This window comes from Burkholderia sp. B10 (assembly GCF_004368385.1).
Classification (GTDB): domain Bacteria; phylum Pseudomonadota; class Gammaproteobacteria; order Burkholderiales; family Burkholderiaceae; genus Burkholderia; species Burkholderia vietnamiensis.
Genome location: NZ_PQMX01000007.1, coordinates 23730 through 40809, shown reverse-complemented (window position 1 = coordinate 40809; position 17080 = coordinate 23730). Strand labels below are relative to the sequence as shown.

Genomic DNA, 17080 nt, shown 5'->3' with positions numbered 1-17080 from the left:
TCGACACGTGGCCCGACGCCACGCCTTAGCCATCGCGAGCAAGTCCGGTCCGAACGCGGAATGTAGCTGAGTGAACCATTCGTCGCCGCGCCCCAACCAGCCCATCACTGCGCCAGCGCTGGCTGCGCTCCGTTCGACCCTATCGACTCCCCCTTCCCCGCGCCCCTCACACATGAAGCAGCAAATGACGGCGCTCCCACGAACTGATCACGCGGAAGAACGCCTCGTACTCCGTCTCCTTCAACGCCAGATACGCCTTCACGAACTTGTCGCCGAGAATGCCGGCGAGCGGCGTGCAGGCGGCCATCAGCGAGATGCCCTCCTCGAGATTGCGCGGCAGTTGATACGGCAGGTCGTAGCCATCCGAAGCGATCGGCTCGGTCGGCGCGAGCTGCTGCGTGAGACCGAGATAACCGGCCGCGAGCGTCGCCGCGAACGCGAGGTACGGGTTGCAGTCGACGCCCGGAATCCGGTTCTCGATGCGCCGCGCCGCAGGCGCCGACTGCGGAATGCGAAAGCCGACCGTGCGGTTGTCGTAGCCCCACTGCACGTTGATCGGCGCGGCCATGAAGCGCGACAGCCGGCGATACGAGTTGATGTACGGCGCGAAGATCGGCATCAGCGCCGGCGTGTACTTCTGCAGCCCGGCGAGATAGCTCTGGAACATCGGCGACACGTCGCCGCCTTCGTCGGCGAACAGGTTGCGGCCGGTGCGCGCATCGGCGAGGCTCTGGTGAATGTGCATCGCCGAGCCCGGCTCGTCTTCCATCGGCTTGGCCATGAACGTCGCGTACATGTTGTGGCGCAACGCGGCCTCGCGCACCGTGCGCTTGAACAGGAACACTTGATCCGCAAGCGACAGCGCGTCGCCGTGCATGAAGTTGATCTCCATCTGCGCGGCGCCCACTTCGTGAATCAGCGTCTCGATGTCGAGCCCCTGCATCTCGCAGTATTCGTAGATGTCCTCGAACAGCGGATCGAACTCGTTGACCGCCTCGATCGAATACGACTGACGCCCCGTCTCCGCGCGCCCCGTGCGGCCGACCGGCGGCCTCAACGGCAAGTCGGGATCGGCGTTCATGTCGACCAGATAGAACTCCAGCTCCGGCGCGACCACCGGCTTCCAGCCCTTCGCCTCGTAGAGATCCAGCACGCGCCGCAGCACATAGCGCGGCGAGATCTCGACCGGCGAACCGTCGAAGTGTACGCAGTCGTGGATCACCTGCGCGGTCGGATCGACGGCCCACGGAATCAGGCAGATCGTCGACGGATCGGGCACGCACACCATGTCGGGATCGGTCACGCCGGTCAGCGAGCCGTCCTCCGGATAATCGCCCGTGACCGTCTGCACCATCACGGCCTGCGGCAGCCGCATCGACTCGCCGGATTCGAACTTGTTGCGCGGAATGATCTTGCCGCGCGCGATGCCGGCCATGTCCGGAATGATCGCCTCGACCTCGGTGATGCGGTGCTGACGCAGGAATTCGCTCAGTTCGGATTGCATGATCGCTCTCGTTTAGTCGGTGTCGGTGTCGGTGTCGGTATCAGTATCGGTGTCGATATCGCTCGCCTCCCGAGACGGCATCGCGTAGCCGGCCGCATGAAGGCGATGCGTCATGCGCGCGCGGCACGCCGCGCCGAATGCCGCGAAGATGTCGCGCGAAAGCGGCCGTTCCGCGAACCGCCATTCGGGATGCCACTGCACGCCCAGCGCGAACGCGCGCGCGCCGCGCACGCTCACGGCCTCGATCAGCCCGTCCGGCGCGCTCGCCTCGACCGCGAGCCCCGCACCGAGCCGCGCGATGCCCTGATCGTGCAGCGAATTGACCATTGCGTCATGCGCACCGCGCGCGATGCGTTGCAGCAGGCCGCCCGGCGCGAATCGCACGCGGTGTGCGGGGCCGTATTGCCGCTCGAGCGGATCGCCGTCGCGCTCGCGATGATCGTGGAACCCGACGCTCGCATGCAGCCGCTGATGCAGCGTGCCGCCATACGCGACGTTCAGCTCCTGCATGCCACGGCAGATCGCGAGCACTGGCACGCCGGCGTCGATCGCCGCGCGCACGAGCGGCAGCACGGTCGCGTCGCGCGCGGCGTCGTGCAGCGTGTCAGCGGCGCTTGCCGGGCCGCCGTAGTGATGCGGCTCGACGTTCGAATGACTGCCGGTCAGCAGCAGCCCGTCGAGCGACGCGACGATCGCGTCGACCGGCTGCCGCGCGCCCAGCGCCGGCAACACGAACGCGAGCGCACCGGCGCCGTCGACCACCGCGACCAGATATTTCTCGCCGGCCGTGTGGTTCGGGTGTGCGCCGCGCAGCACGCGGTCGGCGCTGACCGCTACGATCGGCCGCGCGCGCATGAGCGCCTCCGCGTCGAGCGCACAATGCATGCGCATGCGCATGCACCGGCCGATGGACATCTGGTGCTGCGTCGCGCGCAGCCGCGCACGTGCGCGCGACGCGGCAACGCTCGCTGCGGCACGAAGAGAAAACAAACAAGGACGCTAGGGCAACAATGAAGCGCTGCCGTCGCACTGCACTGCGCTGAACACATGCGCGGTGACGACGTTGAAGCGGCGCACGCCGCGGTCGGAGGCGGCGAAAAGACGAGGCGCATGCAGGAGATCGGCGTGCGTGCCGCGCTCAGCATGCCGGATCGACCCGGCCTGAGGCGGCGCGCCCGCCGACGGACTTCGGGTCCGGCGTATCGATGGGCTGGCGGCTTTCACGATCGTACTCGACTGACTTGATTGAGGCAGCACACGGGTCGCGTTCGAGCGAATGCGGCAATGCGGCGTGACGCTGAACGCACCGGCTCGCGTGACGACTGCCTGACATTCAGCTTATATCACCCAAAAATTGCGTCAAATTTTCGGCGGTCGCTCCACGCATCGTACGAATGAAAAAACGGCATCGACCGGCGCAGTCGATGCCGTTTTGTGCGGCGCGTCAACACACCGGGCACGCCGCAGCACCATGCAACGACGCACGCCGCGACACGCTATCCGCGATGCGCCAGCGCGGTCTCCACCAGCGTGCGCAGCAACGGCACGACCTGCGCGGCACGCGCGTCGTCGTACGCATACGGGCGCGTCTCGTCCATGTAGGTGATCTGCGACAGCTCGAGCTGCACGGCTTCGACGCCGCTCGCCGGTACGCCGTAGTGACGCGTGATGTAGCCGCCCTTGAAACGTCCGTTCGCGACCGCCGTGTAGCCGCCGTGCGCGTGCACGCAGGCGGCGAGCGCCTCGGCGAGCCCAGGCGCCGCGCTCGCGCCGTTCGACGTGCCGAAGTTGAAGTCCGGCAAGCGGCCTTCGAAGAAGCGCGGCACGTGCGAGCGGATCGAATGCGCCTCCCAGACGAGCACGCGGCCGTGCTCGCCCTTCAGCCGCGCGATCTCGCGTTGCAGCGCGTCGTGATACGGACGCCAGTAGCGGTCGCGACGGCGCATGATCTCGTCGCTGCCCGGCAGCGTGTCGGCCCGATACAGCGGCGCCTTGTCGAAGGTGTCGACCGGCACGAGCCCGGTCGTGTCCTGCCCCGGGTAGAGGTTCTCGTCGTCGGGCGGACGGTTCAGGTCGACGACGTAGCGCGCATGCGACGGCACCAGGATCGACGCGCCGAGCTGCGCGGCGAATCCGTACAGCCGCTCGAGGTGCCAGTCGCAATCGTCGACGAAGCGCGCGTCCGGCGTCATCGTCGCGGCGATGTCGTCGGGGATGTAGGTGCCCGCATGCGGAATCGAGATCAGCAGCGGCAGCGTGCCCTGCTTCAGCGTGAATACAGCCGGTTGTTCAGTCATGTCGCCTCACCGTAAAAGTGTGCCGGCGCACGCGCGCGGCGTGCGCCGGGGTCGCGCGTCAGCGCAGCAGTTGCGCAAGCGCGGCGCGGTAGTCCGCATAGGCCTCGGCCTCGTCGCGATGGCGGCGGCCGCTCACGACGCGCTCGCCGCCGGCATACACGTCGAGCACCGGCGTGTCGCCATGCTCGGCGAACACCGCACCCGACAGCCATGCGCCGCTGTCGTGTTCGGCGATCGCCGGATGCGCGGGATCGAGCACGAGCCAGTCGGCGCGGCAGCCTTCGCGCAGCGCACCGATGCGCCGCCCGCTCGCCTGCGCGCCGCCCGCGAGCGCCGCGTCGAACAGCCGGTCGGCCACGCGCGGCTGCGCGTCGCTGGCGAGCACGTTGCGCGCGCGATGCACGAGCCGCTGCCCGTATTCGAGCAGGCGCAGCTCCGCGCGCCAGTCGACCGATGCGTGACTGTCGGAGCCGACGCCGAACACGCCGCCCTGCGCGAGATAGTCGACGGCCGGGAACACGCCGTCGCCGAGATTCGCCTCGGTAGTGAGGCACAGCCCCGCCACCGCGCGCCGCTTCGCGAGCGCCGCCGTCTCGGCTGCATCGACGTGCGTGGCGTGCACGACGCACCAGCGCGCATCGACGTCGAAGCGATCGAGCAGCCATTGCACCGGGCGCGCGCCGTACGCGCGCACGCAGTCGTCGACTTCGGCCGTCTGCTCGGCGATGTGGATATGCACGGGTGCATCGTCGGGCACGCCGTCGAGCAACGCACGCAGGCCGTTCTCGGACACCGCGCGCAGCGAATGCGGCGCGACGCCGTAGCGCAGCCCGCCATGCTCGGGCGCGACGCGACGCATCGCGTCGAGCAGTTCGAGCAGGCCGTCCGGCGTGTTGATGAAGCGGCGCTGGTCGTCGCGCGGCGGCTTGTTGCCGAAGCCGGCGAACTGGTAGGACACCGGCAGCATCGTGATGCCGATGCCGGCCGCGCGCGCCGCGTCGATCACGCGCGTGCCGAGTTCCGCGATCTGCGGATAGCGCGAACCGTCCTGCGCGTGGTGCACGTAATGGAATTCGCACACCGACGTATAGCCGCACTTGAGCATCTCGACGTACAGCCAGCGCGCGATCGCCGCGAGCGCGTCGGGCGTGATCTTCAGCGCGAAGCGGTACATCAGGTCGCGCCAGCTCCAGAAGCTGTCGGCGGGATTCGCGCGGTATTCGGTGAGCCCCGCCATCGCGCGCTGGAACGCGTGCGAATGCAGGTTCGGCATGCCGGGCAGCACGGGCCCGGCCGCGCGCGCCGCGCCCGCCGGCGCGTCGGTATCGGCACGCACGCCGGTCAGGGTGCCGGTGGCGTCCCAGCGCAGCAGCACGTTGCGGCGCCAGCCGTCGGGCAGGTATGCATGATCCGCGAACAACGTCGTTTCGGTCATCGTCAATGTGGTCCGTTGCAAGGCTAGCCGTCGATCCGGCGAAACACCGTCGCGCCGCCGCGCACGACCTGCTCGCACAGCGGACGGCCGATCCAGTACGCGAGCTCCGACAGCGAGCCGATCGACCACACCGCGAAATCGGCCGGGCGTCCGGCCTCGAGCACGCCATGCCGATCCGCGCGGCCGAGCGCCGCCGCCGCATGGCGCGTCACGCCCTGCAGCACCTCCGGCACGGTCATCCGGAACAGCGTGCAGCCGAGGTTCATGGTCAGCAGCAACGATTCGAGCGGCGACGTGCCGGGGTTGTGATCGGTCGCGAGCGCAATCGGCACGCCGTGCTTGCGCAGCAGCTCGAGCGGCGGCAACTGCGTTTCGCGGATGAAGTAATACGCGCCGGGCAGCAGCACGGCGACCGTGCCGGCCGCTTTCATCGCGGCGACGCCGGCCTCGTCGAGGAATTCGAGGTGATCGGCCGACAGCGCGCGATAGCGCGCGGCCAGCGCGGTGCCGCCGGCGTTCGACAGCTGCTCCGCATGCAGCTTCACCGGCAGCCCGCGTCGCGTCGCGGCGTCGAACACGCGCTCGGTCTGCGCGAGCGAAAAACCGATGCGCTCGCAGAACACGTCGACCGCGTCGACCAGCCCTTCGTCGGCGAGCGCCGGCAGCATCCGCTCGCACACGTCGTCGATGTATGCGTCGGCGCGCCCCGCATATTCGGGCGGCAGCGCATGCGCGCCGAGGAAGGTCGTGTAGACGGCGACGGGGAAGCGCTCGCCGAGCTGGCGCGCGACGCGCAGCATCTTGCGCTCGCTCGCGAGGTCGAGGCCGTAGCCCGACTTGATCTCGATCGCGGTCACGCCTTCGGCGAGCAACGGCTGCAGACGCGCGGCGGCCTGCACGAACAGCGCGGTCTCGTCGGCCGCGCGCGTCGCGCGCACGGTCGACACGATCCCGCCGCCCTGCCGTGCGATCTCCTCGTAGCTGACGCCGGCGAGGCGCTGCGCGAACTCGTCCGCGCGCGTGCCGCCGTACACGAGGTGGGTATGGCAGTCGACGAGGCCCGGCGTCACCCACGCGCCGTGCAGGTCTTCGCGCTGCCAGTGCGCATAGTCTTGCGGCAGCGCGGAGAACGTGCCGAGCCACCGGATCGTGCCGGTTTCGTCGACGACGATCGCCGCATCGTCGATCGTTTCGTCGGGATGGCCGTGCGTACACAGCCTCAGGTGATGCCAGACAGTCGGTTTCATGCGTTCAGTCTCGTGCATCGACGGTGAGCGACACGGCGAGCAACGCGCCGCCCGCGCTCACCACGACGTCAAACGCACGCTGCGGCGCGTCGAGCCGCAGCGTGTCCAGTTCCTGCAGTGCGTAGCGCGCGCCGCCGATCGCGACCTCGAGCGCGCCGGCCGCGCAGAACAGCAGCACGGTGTCGGCGGGTTCGACGCGATGCGTGCCCGCGCGCCACACGGCGAGCGTCGCGCGCGCGGCCGAGCGGCGCGTCATCAGATTGAAGTCGCGCGTCGCGCCGGCGTGCAGCGTCGCGTCGATGGCCGCTTCGCCGGCGAAGTCCGCGCGCGCGAGCGGCGTGTCGAGCACATGGCGCGCACCGCCCGCTTCGGCCAGCGTCATGCCCGCGCCCGACAGCAGCACGAGCGTGCGGTCGACGCCGTCGAACCGCGAGAACGGCCCGCCCGCGCCGACGTCCGCGACGCTCACGCGCCACGCGAACGCATCGAGCGCGGCGCCCGGCGGATAGGCCGCGATCTCGCGCGTCACGCCGCCGCCGTTCTTCCACGGCGACGCGACGAGCGCCGCGCCGCGGATCGTCGCGACGGCGGGCCGCGCGTCGGCCGGCGCCTGGTCGAGCGCCGTCATGCTCAGCGGCCGAGCATCGGCAGCTTCAGGCCCACTTCGCGGGCCGTCTGCTGCGCGAGTTCGTAGCCGGCGTCCGCATGGCGCATCACGCCGGTTGCCGGATCGTTCAGCAGCACGCGGCCGAGGCGCTCGTGCGCGTCGGCGCTGCCGTCCGCGACGATCACGACGCCCGCATGCTGCGAGAAGCCCATCCCGACGCCGCCGCCGTGGTGCAGCGACACCCAGGTCGCGCCGCCCGCGGTGTTCAGCAGCGCGTTCAGCAGCGGCCAGTCGCTCACGGCATCCGAGCCGTCCTTCATCGATTCGGTCTCGCGGTTCGGGCTCGCGACCGAGCCGGTGTCGAGGTGGTCGCGGCCGATCACGATCGGCGCCTTCAGCTCGCCGTTCCTGACCATCTCGTTGAACGCCTGGCCGAGGCGATAGCGGTCCTTCACGCCGACCCAGCAGATCCGCGCCGGCAAGCCCTGGAACGCGATGCGCTCGCGCGCCATGTCGAGCCAGTTGTGCAGGTGCGCATCGTCGGGGATCAGCTCCTTCACCTTCTGATCGGTCTTGTAGATGTCCTCCGGATCGCCCGACAGCGCGACCCAGCGGAACGGCCCCTTGCCTTCGCAGAACAGCGGGCGGATATAGGCCGGCACGAAGCCCGGGAAGTCGAACGCGTTCTCGACGCCCATGTCCAGCGCCATCTGGCGGATGTTGTTGCCGTAGTCGAGCGTGGCCGCGCCGCGCTCCTGCAGCGTCAGCATCGCGCGCACCTGGACGGCCATCGACTGCTTCGCCGCCTTCACGATGCTCTGCGGATCGACCTTCTGCGTCTCGCGCCATTGCGCGACGCTCCAGCCCTGCGGCAGGTAGCCGTTGATCGGATCGTGCGCGCTCGTCTGGTCGGTCACGCAATCCGGCGTGATGCCGCGCGCGACGCATTCGGTGAACACGTCGGCCGCGTTGCCGAGCAGGCCGACCGACACCGGCTTGCCGGTGCGCTTCGCTTCGTCGAGCATGCCGAGCGCTTCGTCGAGCGTCGTCGCCTTCTTGTCGACGTAACGCGTCTTCAGACGGAAGTCGATGCGCGTCTCGTCGCATTCGACCGCGATCATCGAGAAGCCGGCCATCGTCGCCGCGAGCGGCTGCGCGCCGCCCATCCCGCCGAGGCCGCCGGTGAGGATCCAGCGGCCCGACGGGTCGCCGTTGAAGTGCTGGTTCGCGACCGAGAAGAAGGTTTCGTAGGTACCCTGAACGATCCCCTGGCTGCCGATGTAGATCCAGCTGCCGGCCGTCATCTGGCCGTACATCATCAGGCCCTTGCGGTCGAGCTCGTTGAAGTGGTCCCAGGTGGCCCAGTGCGGCACGAGGTTCGAATTGGCGAGCAGCACGCGCGGCGCATCCTTGTGCGTGCGGAACACGCCGACCGGCTTGCCCGACTGCACGAGCAGCGTTTCGTCTTCATTCAGATCCTTCAGCGACGCGAGGATCTGGTCGTAGCATTCCCAGTTGCGCGCAGCGCGCCCGATGCCGCCGTAGACGACGAGCGCATGCGGATGCTCGGCGACTTCGGGATCGAGGTTGTTCTGGATCATCCGGTAGGCCGCTTCGGCCAGCCAGGTCTTGCAGACCTTCTCGCTGCCGCGCGGCGCGCGGATCGTGCGGGTCGGATCGAGACGGGGATCGATGTGTTTCGGATGGTTCATGACGACTGCTCCCGAAGGAAAATGAATATCAATGGGGGAATCAGAAATGCCCGGTGAAGCGATACCGGCTGCCGGGGTGCCACAGATTCGCGACCGATGCGACCACGCCCTGCGACCACGTGCGCCGATGTAAAACCAGACACGGCTCGACGTCGTCCATCCGCAGCTGCTCGCGCAACTCGGCGCCGGGCGCCGCCGCCTCGATCCGGTACTCGACGCGCAGCAGCGGCGCCGCGCGCATCAGGTACTGGTTCGGCGTCGTGTTCGTGAAATCCTGCTTGGCGTAATCCGGCGCGACCGCCGGATTCACCCACCGCTCTTCGAGCTGCACCGGCTCGTCGTTCTCGAAGTGCAGCACCTGCGAATGAAACAGCCTGGCGCGCACGGCCACCTGCATCTCGTCGGCGAGCGCCTCGTCGGCGCGCACCGTATCGAGGCCGAGCACGCTCGCGCGATACGCATGCCCGCGCGCGCCGACCTCCTCCGAGATGCTGCGGATCGCCACCAGCGTCGACTCGTACTTCGGCCGCGCGACATAGGTGCCCGCACCCTTCATGCGCGTGAGCACCTGCTCGGCCGCCAGCTCGCGCAGCGCCCGGTTGACGGTCATGCGCGCCACCTTGAACTCGCGGGCCAGTTCGTTCTCGGAGGGCACCTGATCGCCCTCCGCCCACTCGCCGGCGTGAATGCGACCCAGGATGAAGTCCTTGATCTCCTGGTAGACCGGCGCGCTCATCGACTCACTGTTCCGAGGCGAACGAGAACGGTGCGATCTTCGCGAACGCGCGTTCGCCGACGAGCTGCGCGATCACCGCGATGTCCGGTGCGAAGTAGTGATCGAGCTCGTAGTGCGCGACCTTGCTGCGGATCGTCTCCATCACCGGCGCGAGCTTCGGGCTCGTGTGATGCGGCGCGCGCAGGTCGACGCCCTGGGCGGCGGCCAGCAGCTCGATCGCGAGGATGTGCTTGGTGTTGTCGGCGATGTCGGAGAGCTTGCGCGCGGCGAACGTCGCCATCGACACGTGGTCCTCCTGGTTCGCGGAAGTCGGCAGCGAATCGACCGACGCCGGGTGCGCGAGCGTCTTGTTCTCCGACGCGAGCGCGGCAGCCGTCACGTGGGCGATCATGAAGCCCGAATTCACGCCGCCGTCCTTCACGAGGAACGGCGGCAGGCCCGACAGCGTCGCGTCGATCAGCAGCGCGATGCGGCGCTCGGCGAGCGCGCCGATTTCCGCGGCCGCGAGCGCGAGGTTGTCGGCGGCGAACGCGACCGGCTCCGCGTGGAAGTTGCCGCCCGACAGCACTTCGCCGGTATCCGGGAAGATCAGCGGGTTGTCCGACACCGCGTTCGCCTCGACCAGCAGCACGTCGGCCGCGTGGCGCATCTGGTCCAGGCACGCGCCCATCACCTGCGGCTGGCAGCGCAGGCTGTACGGGTCCTGCACCTTGTCGCAATCGCGATGCGACTGGTTGATCGGCGAGCCTTCGAGCAGCTCGCGGTACGACGCGGCCGCGTCGATCTGGCCGCGATGGCCGCGCAGCTCGTGGATGCGCGCGTCGAACGGCTTCACCGAGCCGGCGGCCGCGTCGACCGACAGCGCGCCCGCGACCAGCGCGGTGCGGTACAGGTCTTCGATCGCGAACATGTTGTCGAGCGCGAGCGCGGTGGACGCCTGCGTGCCGTTCAGCAGCGCCAGGCCTTCCTTCGCCTGCAGCGTCAGCGGTGCGAGGCCCGCGACGCGCAGCCCGTCGAGCGCGCTCGCGCGTTCGCCGCGGATGAACACTTCGCCGACGCCGAGCAGCACGGCCGACATGTGCGCGAGCGGCGCGAGATCGCCCGATGCGCCGACCGACCCTTTCACCGGGATCAGCGGCAGCACGTCGGCGTTGAACAGCGTGATCAGCGCGTCCATCACCTCGCGACGGATGCCCGAATGACCGCGGCCGAGGCTCGACAGCTTCAGCGCCATCAGCAGCCGCACCGACGAGCGCGCCATCGGCTCGCCCACGCCGACCGCATGCGACAGCACCAGGTTCTTCTGCAGCAGCTCGAGCTGGTCGTGCGGGATGTGCGTGCTGGCCAGCCGGCCGAAGCCCGTGTTGATGCCGTACGCGGGCTCGCCCTTCGCCGCGATGTCGGCGACGGCCTTCGCACCCGCGTCGATCTTCGCGAAGCTCGCGGGATCGAGCTGCAACTGCACGGACTCGCGTGCGATCCGGCGCAGTTGCGGGAGGGTCAGGTGGCCGGGGGTCAACGTAATCATGGGTGCAATCCTGTCTAGACAAGTTCGGGATGGATTGAAGTGTAGCGATCGCGACTTGTCTAGACAACCCGAATTTCATAATTCCGGCTCGGGAGTTTCCCTGAGGCGCGACACGGCCGGCCTGAGCGCGGCGGCGCCTCGGTGAAATGACGCCGGCGGCGTCGCGGAACCGCATTCCGCTCGTGCGGAACGGCACCGTCGACCTCGAAAGCGGCGTCACGACCACACTTCGCCGCCCGTCATGCGCAGGTCGCGTTCTCGATCACCTTCTTCGTCGCGGCGAGCGGCGTGCTCACGCGCGCCGGTATCCACGACTTCGCCGAGCTCGCCGGCAAGACGGTCGTGATGAATCAGGGCGCGACGGCCGAGCGGCTGCTGCGCAAGATGAACGAGGAAAGGAGGATGAACGCGCAGATCATCAGCGCGAAGGATTACGGCGAAGTGAGCCTCGCGCTCGAATCGGGCCGCGCGGTCGCGTAGATGGTGGACGGCGTGCCGCTCGCCGGCGTGCGCCAGCTCGCGGCGAAGCCGGCCGACTGGGCGATCGTCGGCACGCAGCAGTCAGCGCAAGCGTACGGTTTCATGCTGCGCAAGGACGATCCGCCGTTCAACGCGCTCGTCGACGGCGTGCTCGTGCAGCTGATGAAGCGCGGCGAGATCGGCGAGATCGTGGGCCGTACGACAAGTGATTCACGAAGCCGATGCCGCCGAACGGACTCGCTTGCGACTTCCCGATGAGCGACGCGATCCGCGCTACGCGGCGCCGCTCGACGGAGCGTCCTCGGCTCGGCGCGCCCACGCGACGCACGCCACATAGCCGGGCGCCGCGTCGAACCAGCCGGCGTCGAACGCCGCCACGCCGGCAGCAGGCGCAGCAGGCTCGACGATGGTGGTCGCAGGCGTCGCCGTGTCGCGCGGCGGCACGACCGCGAACGCGCGCAGTCCGCCGACGATGCCGGTGCCCAATGCCTTCAGCAACGCCTCCTTCGCGCACCATACGCGCATGAAGGCGTCGGCTCGCGCGGCGAGCGGCAGGCCGTCGAGGTAGGCGGCTTCGGCCGGCGCGCAGACTTCGGCCGTCAACGCGCGCCAGTCGGCCGGGCGTTTGCAGCTTTCGATGTCGACGCCCACCCGGCGCGCCACGGCCCACGCGATCAGCGCGTGCGCGCCCGCGTGCGACACGTTGAAGTCGAGCGCGGCGCGATGCACGGGGTCCAGCGACGGCCGGCCCGACGCGTCGACGACGAGCGCGACCTCGCGCGGCGCGATGCCGAGCGCCGCGCCGAGCACGTCGCGCAGCGCGGCACGCGTCGACGCGCTGCGTATCGTGTCCTCGTGGCGCAGATAGCGCGCGGCGCGCGCACGCTCGACGTCGCTCAATGCCGCGTAAGCGGGCGACGCGAGCGGCACGCGCCAGTCGAAATCGACGCGCGCGACGCGCACGCCGGCATGCGCTGCGGCCGGCGGCAGATCGAGCATCTGCACGCGCCACGCGCGGCACGGATCGGCATCGGGGGCGGAGTCGGAGGGGGAAGCGGGCGAACGGGACATCGGCACGTAGGGGGTGGTCGAATCAAACGTCCGATGTTAATCGAATGCGCGCTCGAACATCGTCACGGTGCGCGCCCGGTCGCGGGCGTATTGGGTTCATATCGCGTGCATATCGCGGGCTTGGGGCGATGGCGTCGCGCAGCTGCAAGTGCGTGGCGCGTCACCCCTGCGCCGCGGCGCCCGGCATGTCGCTTGCCGCGACCGTCGCGCGACGGCGCGCGTGGACGCGGCCCGGCGCATCGGCCGGCAACGCGCCGTGCTGCAGCCAGTGCAGCGCGAGCGGCCACAGCGTGTCGGCGAAGCGGCTGTGGAAGAACGCGAAGTGCCCGATCTCGGCGACGCCGATGTCGTGCGGTGCAAGCCGCAGATGCGTGACGTCGCTGCCCGTGTAGTAGCCGGCCAGTCGTTCGATCGCGTCGATCGTGCCGAATGCGTCGTCGTCGAGTCCGATCGCCAGCATCGGCGCCGACAGCCGTGCGAAGCGGCCGGGCAGCGCGGCGCGGCTCGCGGCGGTCTCGGCGAGCGGGCCGCGCGTGTATGCGTCTTCGAAGCGAGCCTGCGAGCGCACCCACGACAGCGCGACGCCGCGCGGCGTGTCTTCCATCCAGCCGAGCCGCTTCGCGGGCACGTAGCCGAACGCCGCGGCGAGCGCCGGCATCGCGACGTGCCACTTCCACCACATGCGGCGCCGCTGCTGCTGCCGATAGTCGCGCCAGTACGCGTACTGCGCGCCGACCGTCACCACGCGACGCACCGTTGCGTTCGACGCCGCGAGCCCGAGCACGCAGCCGCCGATGCTGTGTGCGACGACGTCGATCGGCTGGCCGGGAAACGCATCGCGCGCGTACTGCAACGCGGCCTCGCAATCGAGCCGCCCCCAGTCGAGCCAGTTCGCGCGCAGCGTCGCGAGCCGCGCGGGGCGCGACCCGCCGATCCCGCGGTAGTCGTAGACGAGTACGTCGCGGCCATGCGCGAACAGCCACGCGGCGAAGCGGAAGTAATAGTCGCAGCGCACCGACGTCGCGCAATTGACGACCGTCACCGGCCGGCCGGCGCTCGCGCCGCCGCGATGCCGCCACACGTGCGCGCGCAGCGTGTAGCCGTCGGCGGCGGTCAGCGTCACGGCCTGCGGCGGCAGCGCATCGGCCGTACGCTCGTCGGCCGGCGCGGCGTGGTGCACGGCCTCGCGGGCCTGGTTCGAATTCGTCATCCCGTCTCCTGTGCCGCCGCGGATGCGGCGGCGCTCCATCTGCTCGACCGGCTTCCATTGAACTTGACGCATGCGGCGTTCTCAACCAATCTTTGCTGCTCCGTTCGCATGAGCCATACGCATGTCAACGCCGCTCGTCCGTCTCCCGTCGCTCGACCTCGTGCGCGGCTTCGTCGCCGTCGGCCGCCGCATGAGCATCACGCTCGCCGCGCAGGATCTCTGTGTCACGCAGTCGGCGGTCAGCCGACAGGTGCATGCGCTCGAAGCGCATCTCGGCGTCGCACTGCTGCAGCGCGGCTATCGCAAGATCGCGTTCACGCCCGAGGGCGAGCGACTGTTCCGCGTCGCGGACGCCGCGCTGCTCAGCCTGCAGGACACCGTCGCCGCGCTCGCCGCCGCGCGCGAGCGCCAGCCCGTGACGATCACCGCGAGCATCGGCGTGACGGCGCTATGGCTGCTGCCGCGGCTGGGCCGCCTGCAGGCGCGCCTGCCCGACATCGACTTGCGCGTGGCCGCGAACGACAAGGTACTCGATTTGCGTGCGGAAGGCATCGACCTCGGCATCCGCTACTGCCCGCGCGAGCGCGCGCCGGCCGGCGCGCTGCATCTGTTCGACGAGATCGTCGTGCCGGTCGCGCACCCGGCGCTCGCCGCGCGCCCCGTCGCCGATGCTGCGGCGATCGCCGACCACGTGCTGCTCGAATTCGACGGGCCGCCGCAGACGCAGCTGCAGTGGCGCGCGCACCTGCACGCGGCGGGCCTCAGCGACGCGCGGCCGAAGGGCGTGCTGCGCTTCAACCAGTACGATCAGGTGATCCACGCGGCGATCGCGGGCCAGGGCATCGCGCTCGGACGGCTCGCGCTCGTCGCGCCGATGCTCGCCGACGGCCGCCTCGCGGTCGTCGGCCCGCACTCGCACGTGCGCTCGAATGCGTATGGCTACTGGTTGTTCCGGCACGATGCGGCGCCGCGCCGCGAAGTGACCGACGTACGCGACTGGATTCTCGCGGAAGCCGCCGACTGCGCGGACGCGATGCGCGCGTACGACGTCGCGCAGGGGTGATCGCGGCGGCGGGCAGCGAGCCGGGGCACGCCGCCCAATCGTTGGCGCGCGCCGCGTTGAGTTGCTGCGCGCGGAACGCTTGCGGCCTGTCCCGTCTGCATCGCCGCGCTCAGCTCAGTCGCATCGGCTCGCATTCCCGTCACGTTGATCCGCTTCGCGCCGAGTGCTGTCGGCCTGTCCCGCTTGCATCTCCGCGCGCGGCGCACTTGCAGCCGAACCGGCTCACCCTCCTCTCACGTCGATCCGATTACACGCCGACCGCTTGCGCCCCGTCCGCGTCTGCATCGCCGAGGCCGACCGCCTTCGCCCCGGCCGGGTTTGCATCGCCGCGCCCGGCGTGCCCGTAGCCGCCCGGACTCACATTCCCGTCACGCATGCGAATCCGACCGAATGATCGCTTGAGCGACGACGCGGCGCGATCGTCTAATCGGTTCGAACGCGGCCGTCGCGCCGCACGCCTTCATCCGGAGACACGCATGACCCCGATCGAACAAGACACTCGCCGCCGCTGGCTGCCGGTGCTCGCGGGCGGCCTGATCATGGGCGCCGCGCTCGGCATCCGCCACGTGCAGGGGCTGTTCTTCACGCCGGTGACGCTCGAGCACGGCTGGTCGCGCGAAGCGTTCGGCCTGGCGCTCGCGCTGCAGAACCTGGTCTGGGGCGTCGCGCAACCGTTCACCGGAATGATTGCCGACCGCTTCGGGTCGGTGCGCGTGATCGTCGTCGGGATGCTGCTGTATGCGGCCGGGCTCGTCACGATGGCGCTGGCCGCATCGACCGGCAGCTTCACCGTGGGTGCCGGGCTCGTGATCGGCATCGCGCTGTCGGGCTCGGCGTTCGCGTCGATCTACGGCGCGCTCAGCCGGCTGTTTGCGCCCGAGCAGCGCGGCTGGGCGCTCGGCGTCGCCGGCGCGATCGGCGGGCTCGGACAGTTCTGCATGGTGCCGGTCGCGCAGGTGCTGATCGGCGGGATCGGCTGGCAGCATGCATTCGTCGCGCTCGCGCTCGTCGCGGCATTGCTCGCACCGCTCGCCGTGCTGGTGCGCGACCGGCCCGCAGCGGCCGCCGCACGAGCGCACGGCGCCGACCAGTCGATCGGCGCGGCGCTGCGCGAGGCATTCGCGCACCACGGCTTCTGGCTGCTGAACATCGGATTCTTCGCCTGCGGCTTCCAGCTCGCGTTCATCGCGACCCACCTGCCCGCCTACCTGCTCGATCACGGCCTGCCGGCGCGGCACGCGAGCGTCGCGCTCGCGCTGATCGCGCTGACCAACGTGGCCGGCACGTACGCGTGCGGTCATCTCGGCGGGCTGCTGCGGCGCAAGTATCTGCTGGCGGTGCTGTATCTCGTGCGCGCATTGGTGATGACCGTGTTCGTCGCGGCGCCGTTGTCGCCCGCGAGCGTCTACGTGTTCGCGGCCGTGATGGGGTTCACGTGGCTCGGCACCGTGCCGCTGACGAATGGCGTGATCTCGCAGGTGTTCGGCGTGCGCTACATCGGGACGTTGTTCGGCTTCGTATTCTTCGGCCACCAGCTCGGCAGCTTCTTCGGCGTATGGCTCGGCGCACGCGTGTACGACGCCACGCACTCGTACCTGCCGCTGTGGATCGGCTCGATCGCGCTCGGCGTGCTGGCCGCGCTGCTGCACCTGCCGATCGACGATGCGCGCATCGTGCGCGCCGCGCCGCGCGGGGCCGCATGGGCATGATGCGCGCGGCCTTGGCCGCTGGCATGCTTGCGTTCGTCGCGTGGTGCGGCGCGGCCTACTTCAACGCGGGCGTCGCGCTCGCGCTGCTCGAGCGCGCGGCGTCGTGCAACTGATGTGGCAAGCCGGCGTGTGTGCAGCGCTTAACGCGGCTTCCGCAACGTGGCGAGGCATCGAGCGCTGGCGACGCGCGTCGTCGTGATCGACGATCGGCGCCGGATAGTCGACGCCGAGCCGCACACCGGCCGCCGCGCGCGCGAGCGGCGACGCGTGCCACGGCGCATGGAGCGTCGCCGCGTCGAGGCCCGCGCGTTCCGGCGCCCAACGGCGCACGCAGGCACCTTGCGAATCGAACTTCCGCCCCTGCGTGACCGGGTTGAAGATGCGGAAGTACGGCGCGGCGTCCGCGCCGCAGCCGTCCATCCACTGCCAGTGCGCCGGATTGTTCGCCGGCCGCGGCGGGCGTGTCACATGAGCGTCACAT

At 69.8% G+C, this 17080-nt stretch carries 14 protein-coding genes and 2 pseudogenes; 3 read left to right on the top strand and 13 right to left on the bottom strand.

What is annotated here, in order from left to right; translation table 11 throughout:
• Window positions 1–166 precede the first annotated feature (166 nt).
• From C3Y15_RS05605 to hutH, 10 genes are all read right to left on the bottom strand, one after another.
• Window positions 167–1504, bottom strand: a complete 1338-nt coding sequence (locus C3Y15_RS05605; protein WP_011885444.1) for a glutamine synthetase family protein — start codon at window positions 1502–1504, stop codon at window positions 167–169.
• A 12-nt stretch (window positions 1505–1516) separates the two neighbouring features.
• Complete coding sequence (locus C3Y15_RS05600) at window positions 1517–2359, bottom strand: gamma-glutamyl-gamma-aminobutyrate hydrolase family protein (protein WP_069246386.1); 843 nt, start codon at window positions 2357–2359, stop codon at window positions 1517–1519.
• A 144-nt stretch (window positions 2360–2503) separates the two neighbouring features.
• Window positions 2504–2728: a hypothetical protein gene (locus C3Y15_RS05595; RefSeq protein WP_080938748.1), complete on the bottom strand. Its 225-nt coding sequence runs from the start codon at window positions 2726–2728 to the stop codon at window positions 2504–2506.
• A gap of 272 nt (window positions 2729–3000) precedes the next feature.
• The gene (gene hutG, locus C3Y15_RS05590) at window positions 3001–3801 is read right to left on the bottom strand and encodes an N-formylglutamate deformylase (protein ID WP_059561119.1); all 801 of its coding nucleotides are present in this window, start codon (window positions 3799–3801) and stop codon (window positions 3001–3003) included.
• 58 nt (window positions 3802–3859) lie between these two features.
• Window positions 3860–5236 carry a formimidoylglutamate deiminase gene (locus C3Y15_RS05585; RefSeq protein WP_059462102.1) on the bottom strand — a complete coding sequence of 459 codons (1377 nt, stop codon included), beginning with the start codon at window positions 5234–5236 and terminating at the stop codon, window positions 3860–3862.
• Between the two features lie 23 nt (window positions 5237–5259).
• Entirely contained in the window at window positions 5260–6483 is a 1224-nt protein-coding gene (hutI, locus tag C3Y15_RS05580) for an imidazolonepropionase (RefSeq protein ID WP_059462101.1), read from the bottom strand.
• A 4-nt stretch (window positions 6484–6487) separates the two neighbouring features.
• A complete protein-coding gene (locus C3Y15_RS05575; protein WP_014723313.1) occupies window positions 6488–7111 on the bottom strand; it encodes a HutD family protein in 624 nt (207 codons plus the stop codon).
• 2 nt (window positions 7112–7113) lie between these two features.
• On the bottom strand, window positions 7114–8802 hold the full coding sequence (gene hutU / locus C3Y15_RS05570; RefSeq protein WP_011885451.1) for a urocanate hydratase: 1689 nt from the start codon (window positions 8800–8802) through the stop codon (window positions 7114–7116).
• A gap of 40 nt (window positions 8803–8842) precedes the next feature.
• The gene (gene hutC, locus C3Y15_RS05565) at window positions 8843–9538 is read right to left on the bottom strand and encodes a histidine utilization repressor (protein ID WP_011885452.1); all 696 of its coding nucleotides are present in this window, start codon (window positions 9536–9538) and stop codon (window positions 8843–8845) included.
• 4 nt (window positions 9539–9542) lie between these two features.
• Complete coding sequence (hutH, locus tag C3Y15_RS05560; protein WP_124259916.1) at window positions 9543–11066, bottom strand: histidine ammonia-lyase; 1524 nt, start codon at window positions 11064–11066, stop codon at window positions 9543–9545.
• Window positions 11067–11227: 161 nt separating this feature from the next.
• On the opposite strand from hutH, the pseudogene C3Y15_RS05555 reads away from it, so the two are divergent.
• Window positions 11228–11821 (top strand): annotated as a pseudogene (locus C3Y15_RS05555) (transporter substrate-binding domain-containing protein); the annotation flags it as partial.
• Here C3Y15_RS05555 and C3Y15_RS05550 read toward each other — a convergent pair.
• Both C3Y15_RS05550 and C3Y15_RS05545 read right to left on the bottom strand, forming a co-directional pair.
• Window positions 11820–12617 (bottom strand): 4'-phosphopantetheinyl transferase superfamily protein, encoded by a 798-nt coding sequence (locus tag C3Y15_RS05550; RefSeq protein WP_124259915.1) that lies wholly within the window; start codon window positions 12615–12617, stop codon window positions 11820–11822. The pseudogene C3Y15_RS05555 and the gene C3Y15_RS05550 sit on opposite strands and share 2 nt — an antisense overlap.
• 160 nt (window positions 12618–12777) lie before the next feature.
• Window positions 12778–13827 (bottom strand): alpha/beta fold hydrolase, encoded by a 1050-nt coding sequence (locus C3Y15_RS05545; RefSeq protein WP_176314573.1) that lies wholly within the window; start codon window positions 13825–13827, stop codon window positions 12778–12780.
• 121 nt (window positions 13828–13948) lie between these two features.
• On the opposite strand from C3Y15_RS05545, the gene C3Y15_RS05540 reads away from it, so the two are divergent.
• Both C3Y15_RS05540 and C3Y15_RS05535 read left to right on the top strand, forming a co-directional pair.
• Window positions 13949–14890 carry a LysR substrate-binding domain-containing protein gene (locus tag C3Y15_RS05540; RefSeq protein WP_124259914.1) on the top strand — a complete coding sequence of 314 codons (942 nt, stop codon included), beginning with the start codon at window positions 13949–13951 and terminating at the stop codon, window positions 14888–14890.
• A gap of 476 nt (window positions 14891–15366) precedes the next feature.
• Window positions 15367–16599 (top strand): MFS transporter, encoded by a 1233-nt coding sequence (locus C3Y15_RS05535; RefSeq protein WP_124259913.1) that lies wholly within the window; start codon window positions 15367–15369, stop codon window positions 16597–16599.
• A gap of 60 nt (window positions 16600–16659) precedes the next feature.
• Here the strand turns inward: C3Y15_RS05535 and C3Y15_RS05530 are convergent.
• Window positions 16660–17049, bottom strand: a pseudogene (locus tag C3Y15_RS05530) (FAD-binding domain-containing protein); the annotation flags it as partial.
• Between the last annotated feature and the right edge of the window lie 31 nt (window positions 17050–17080).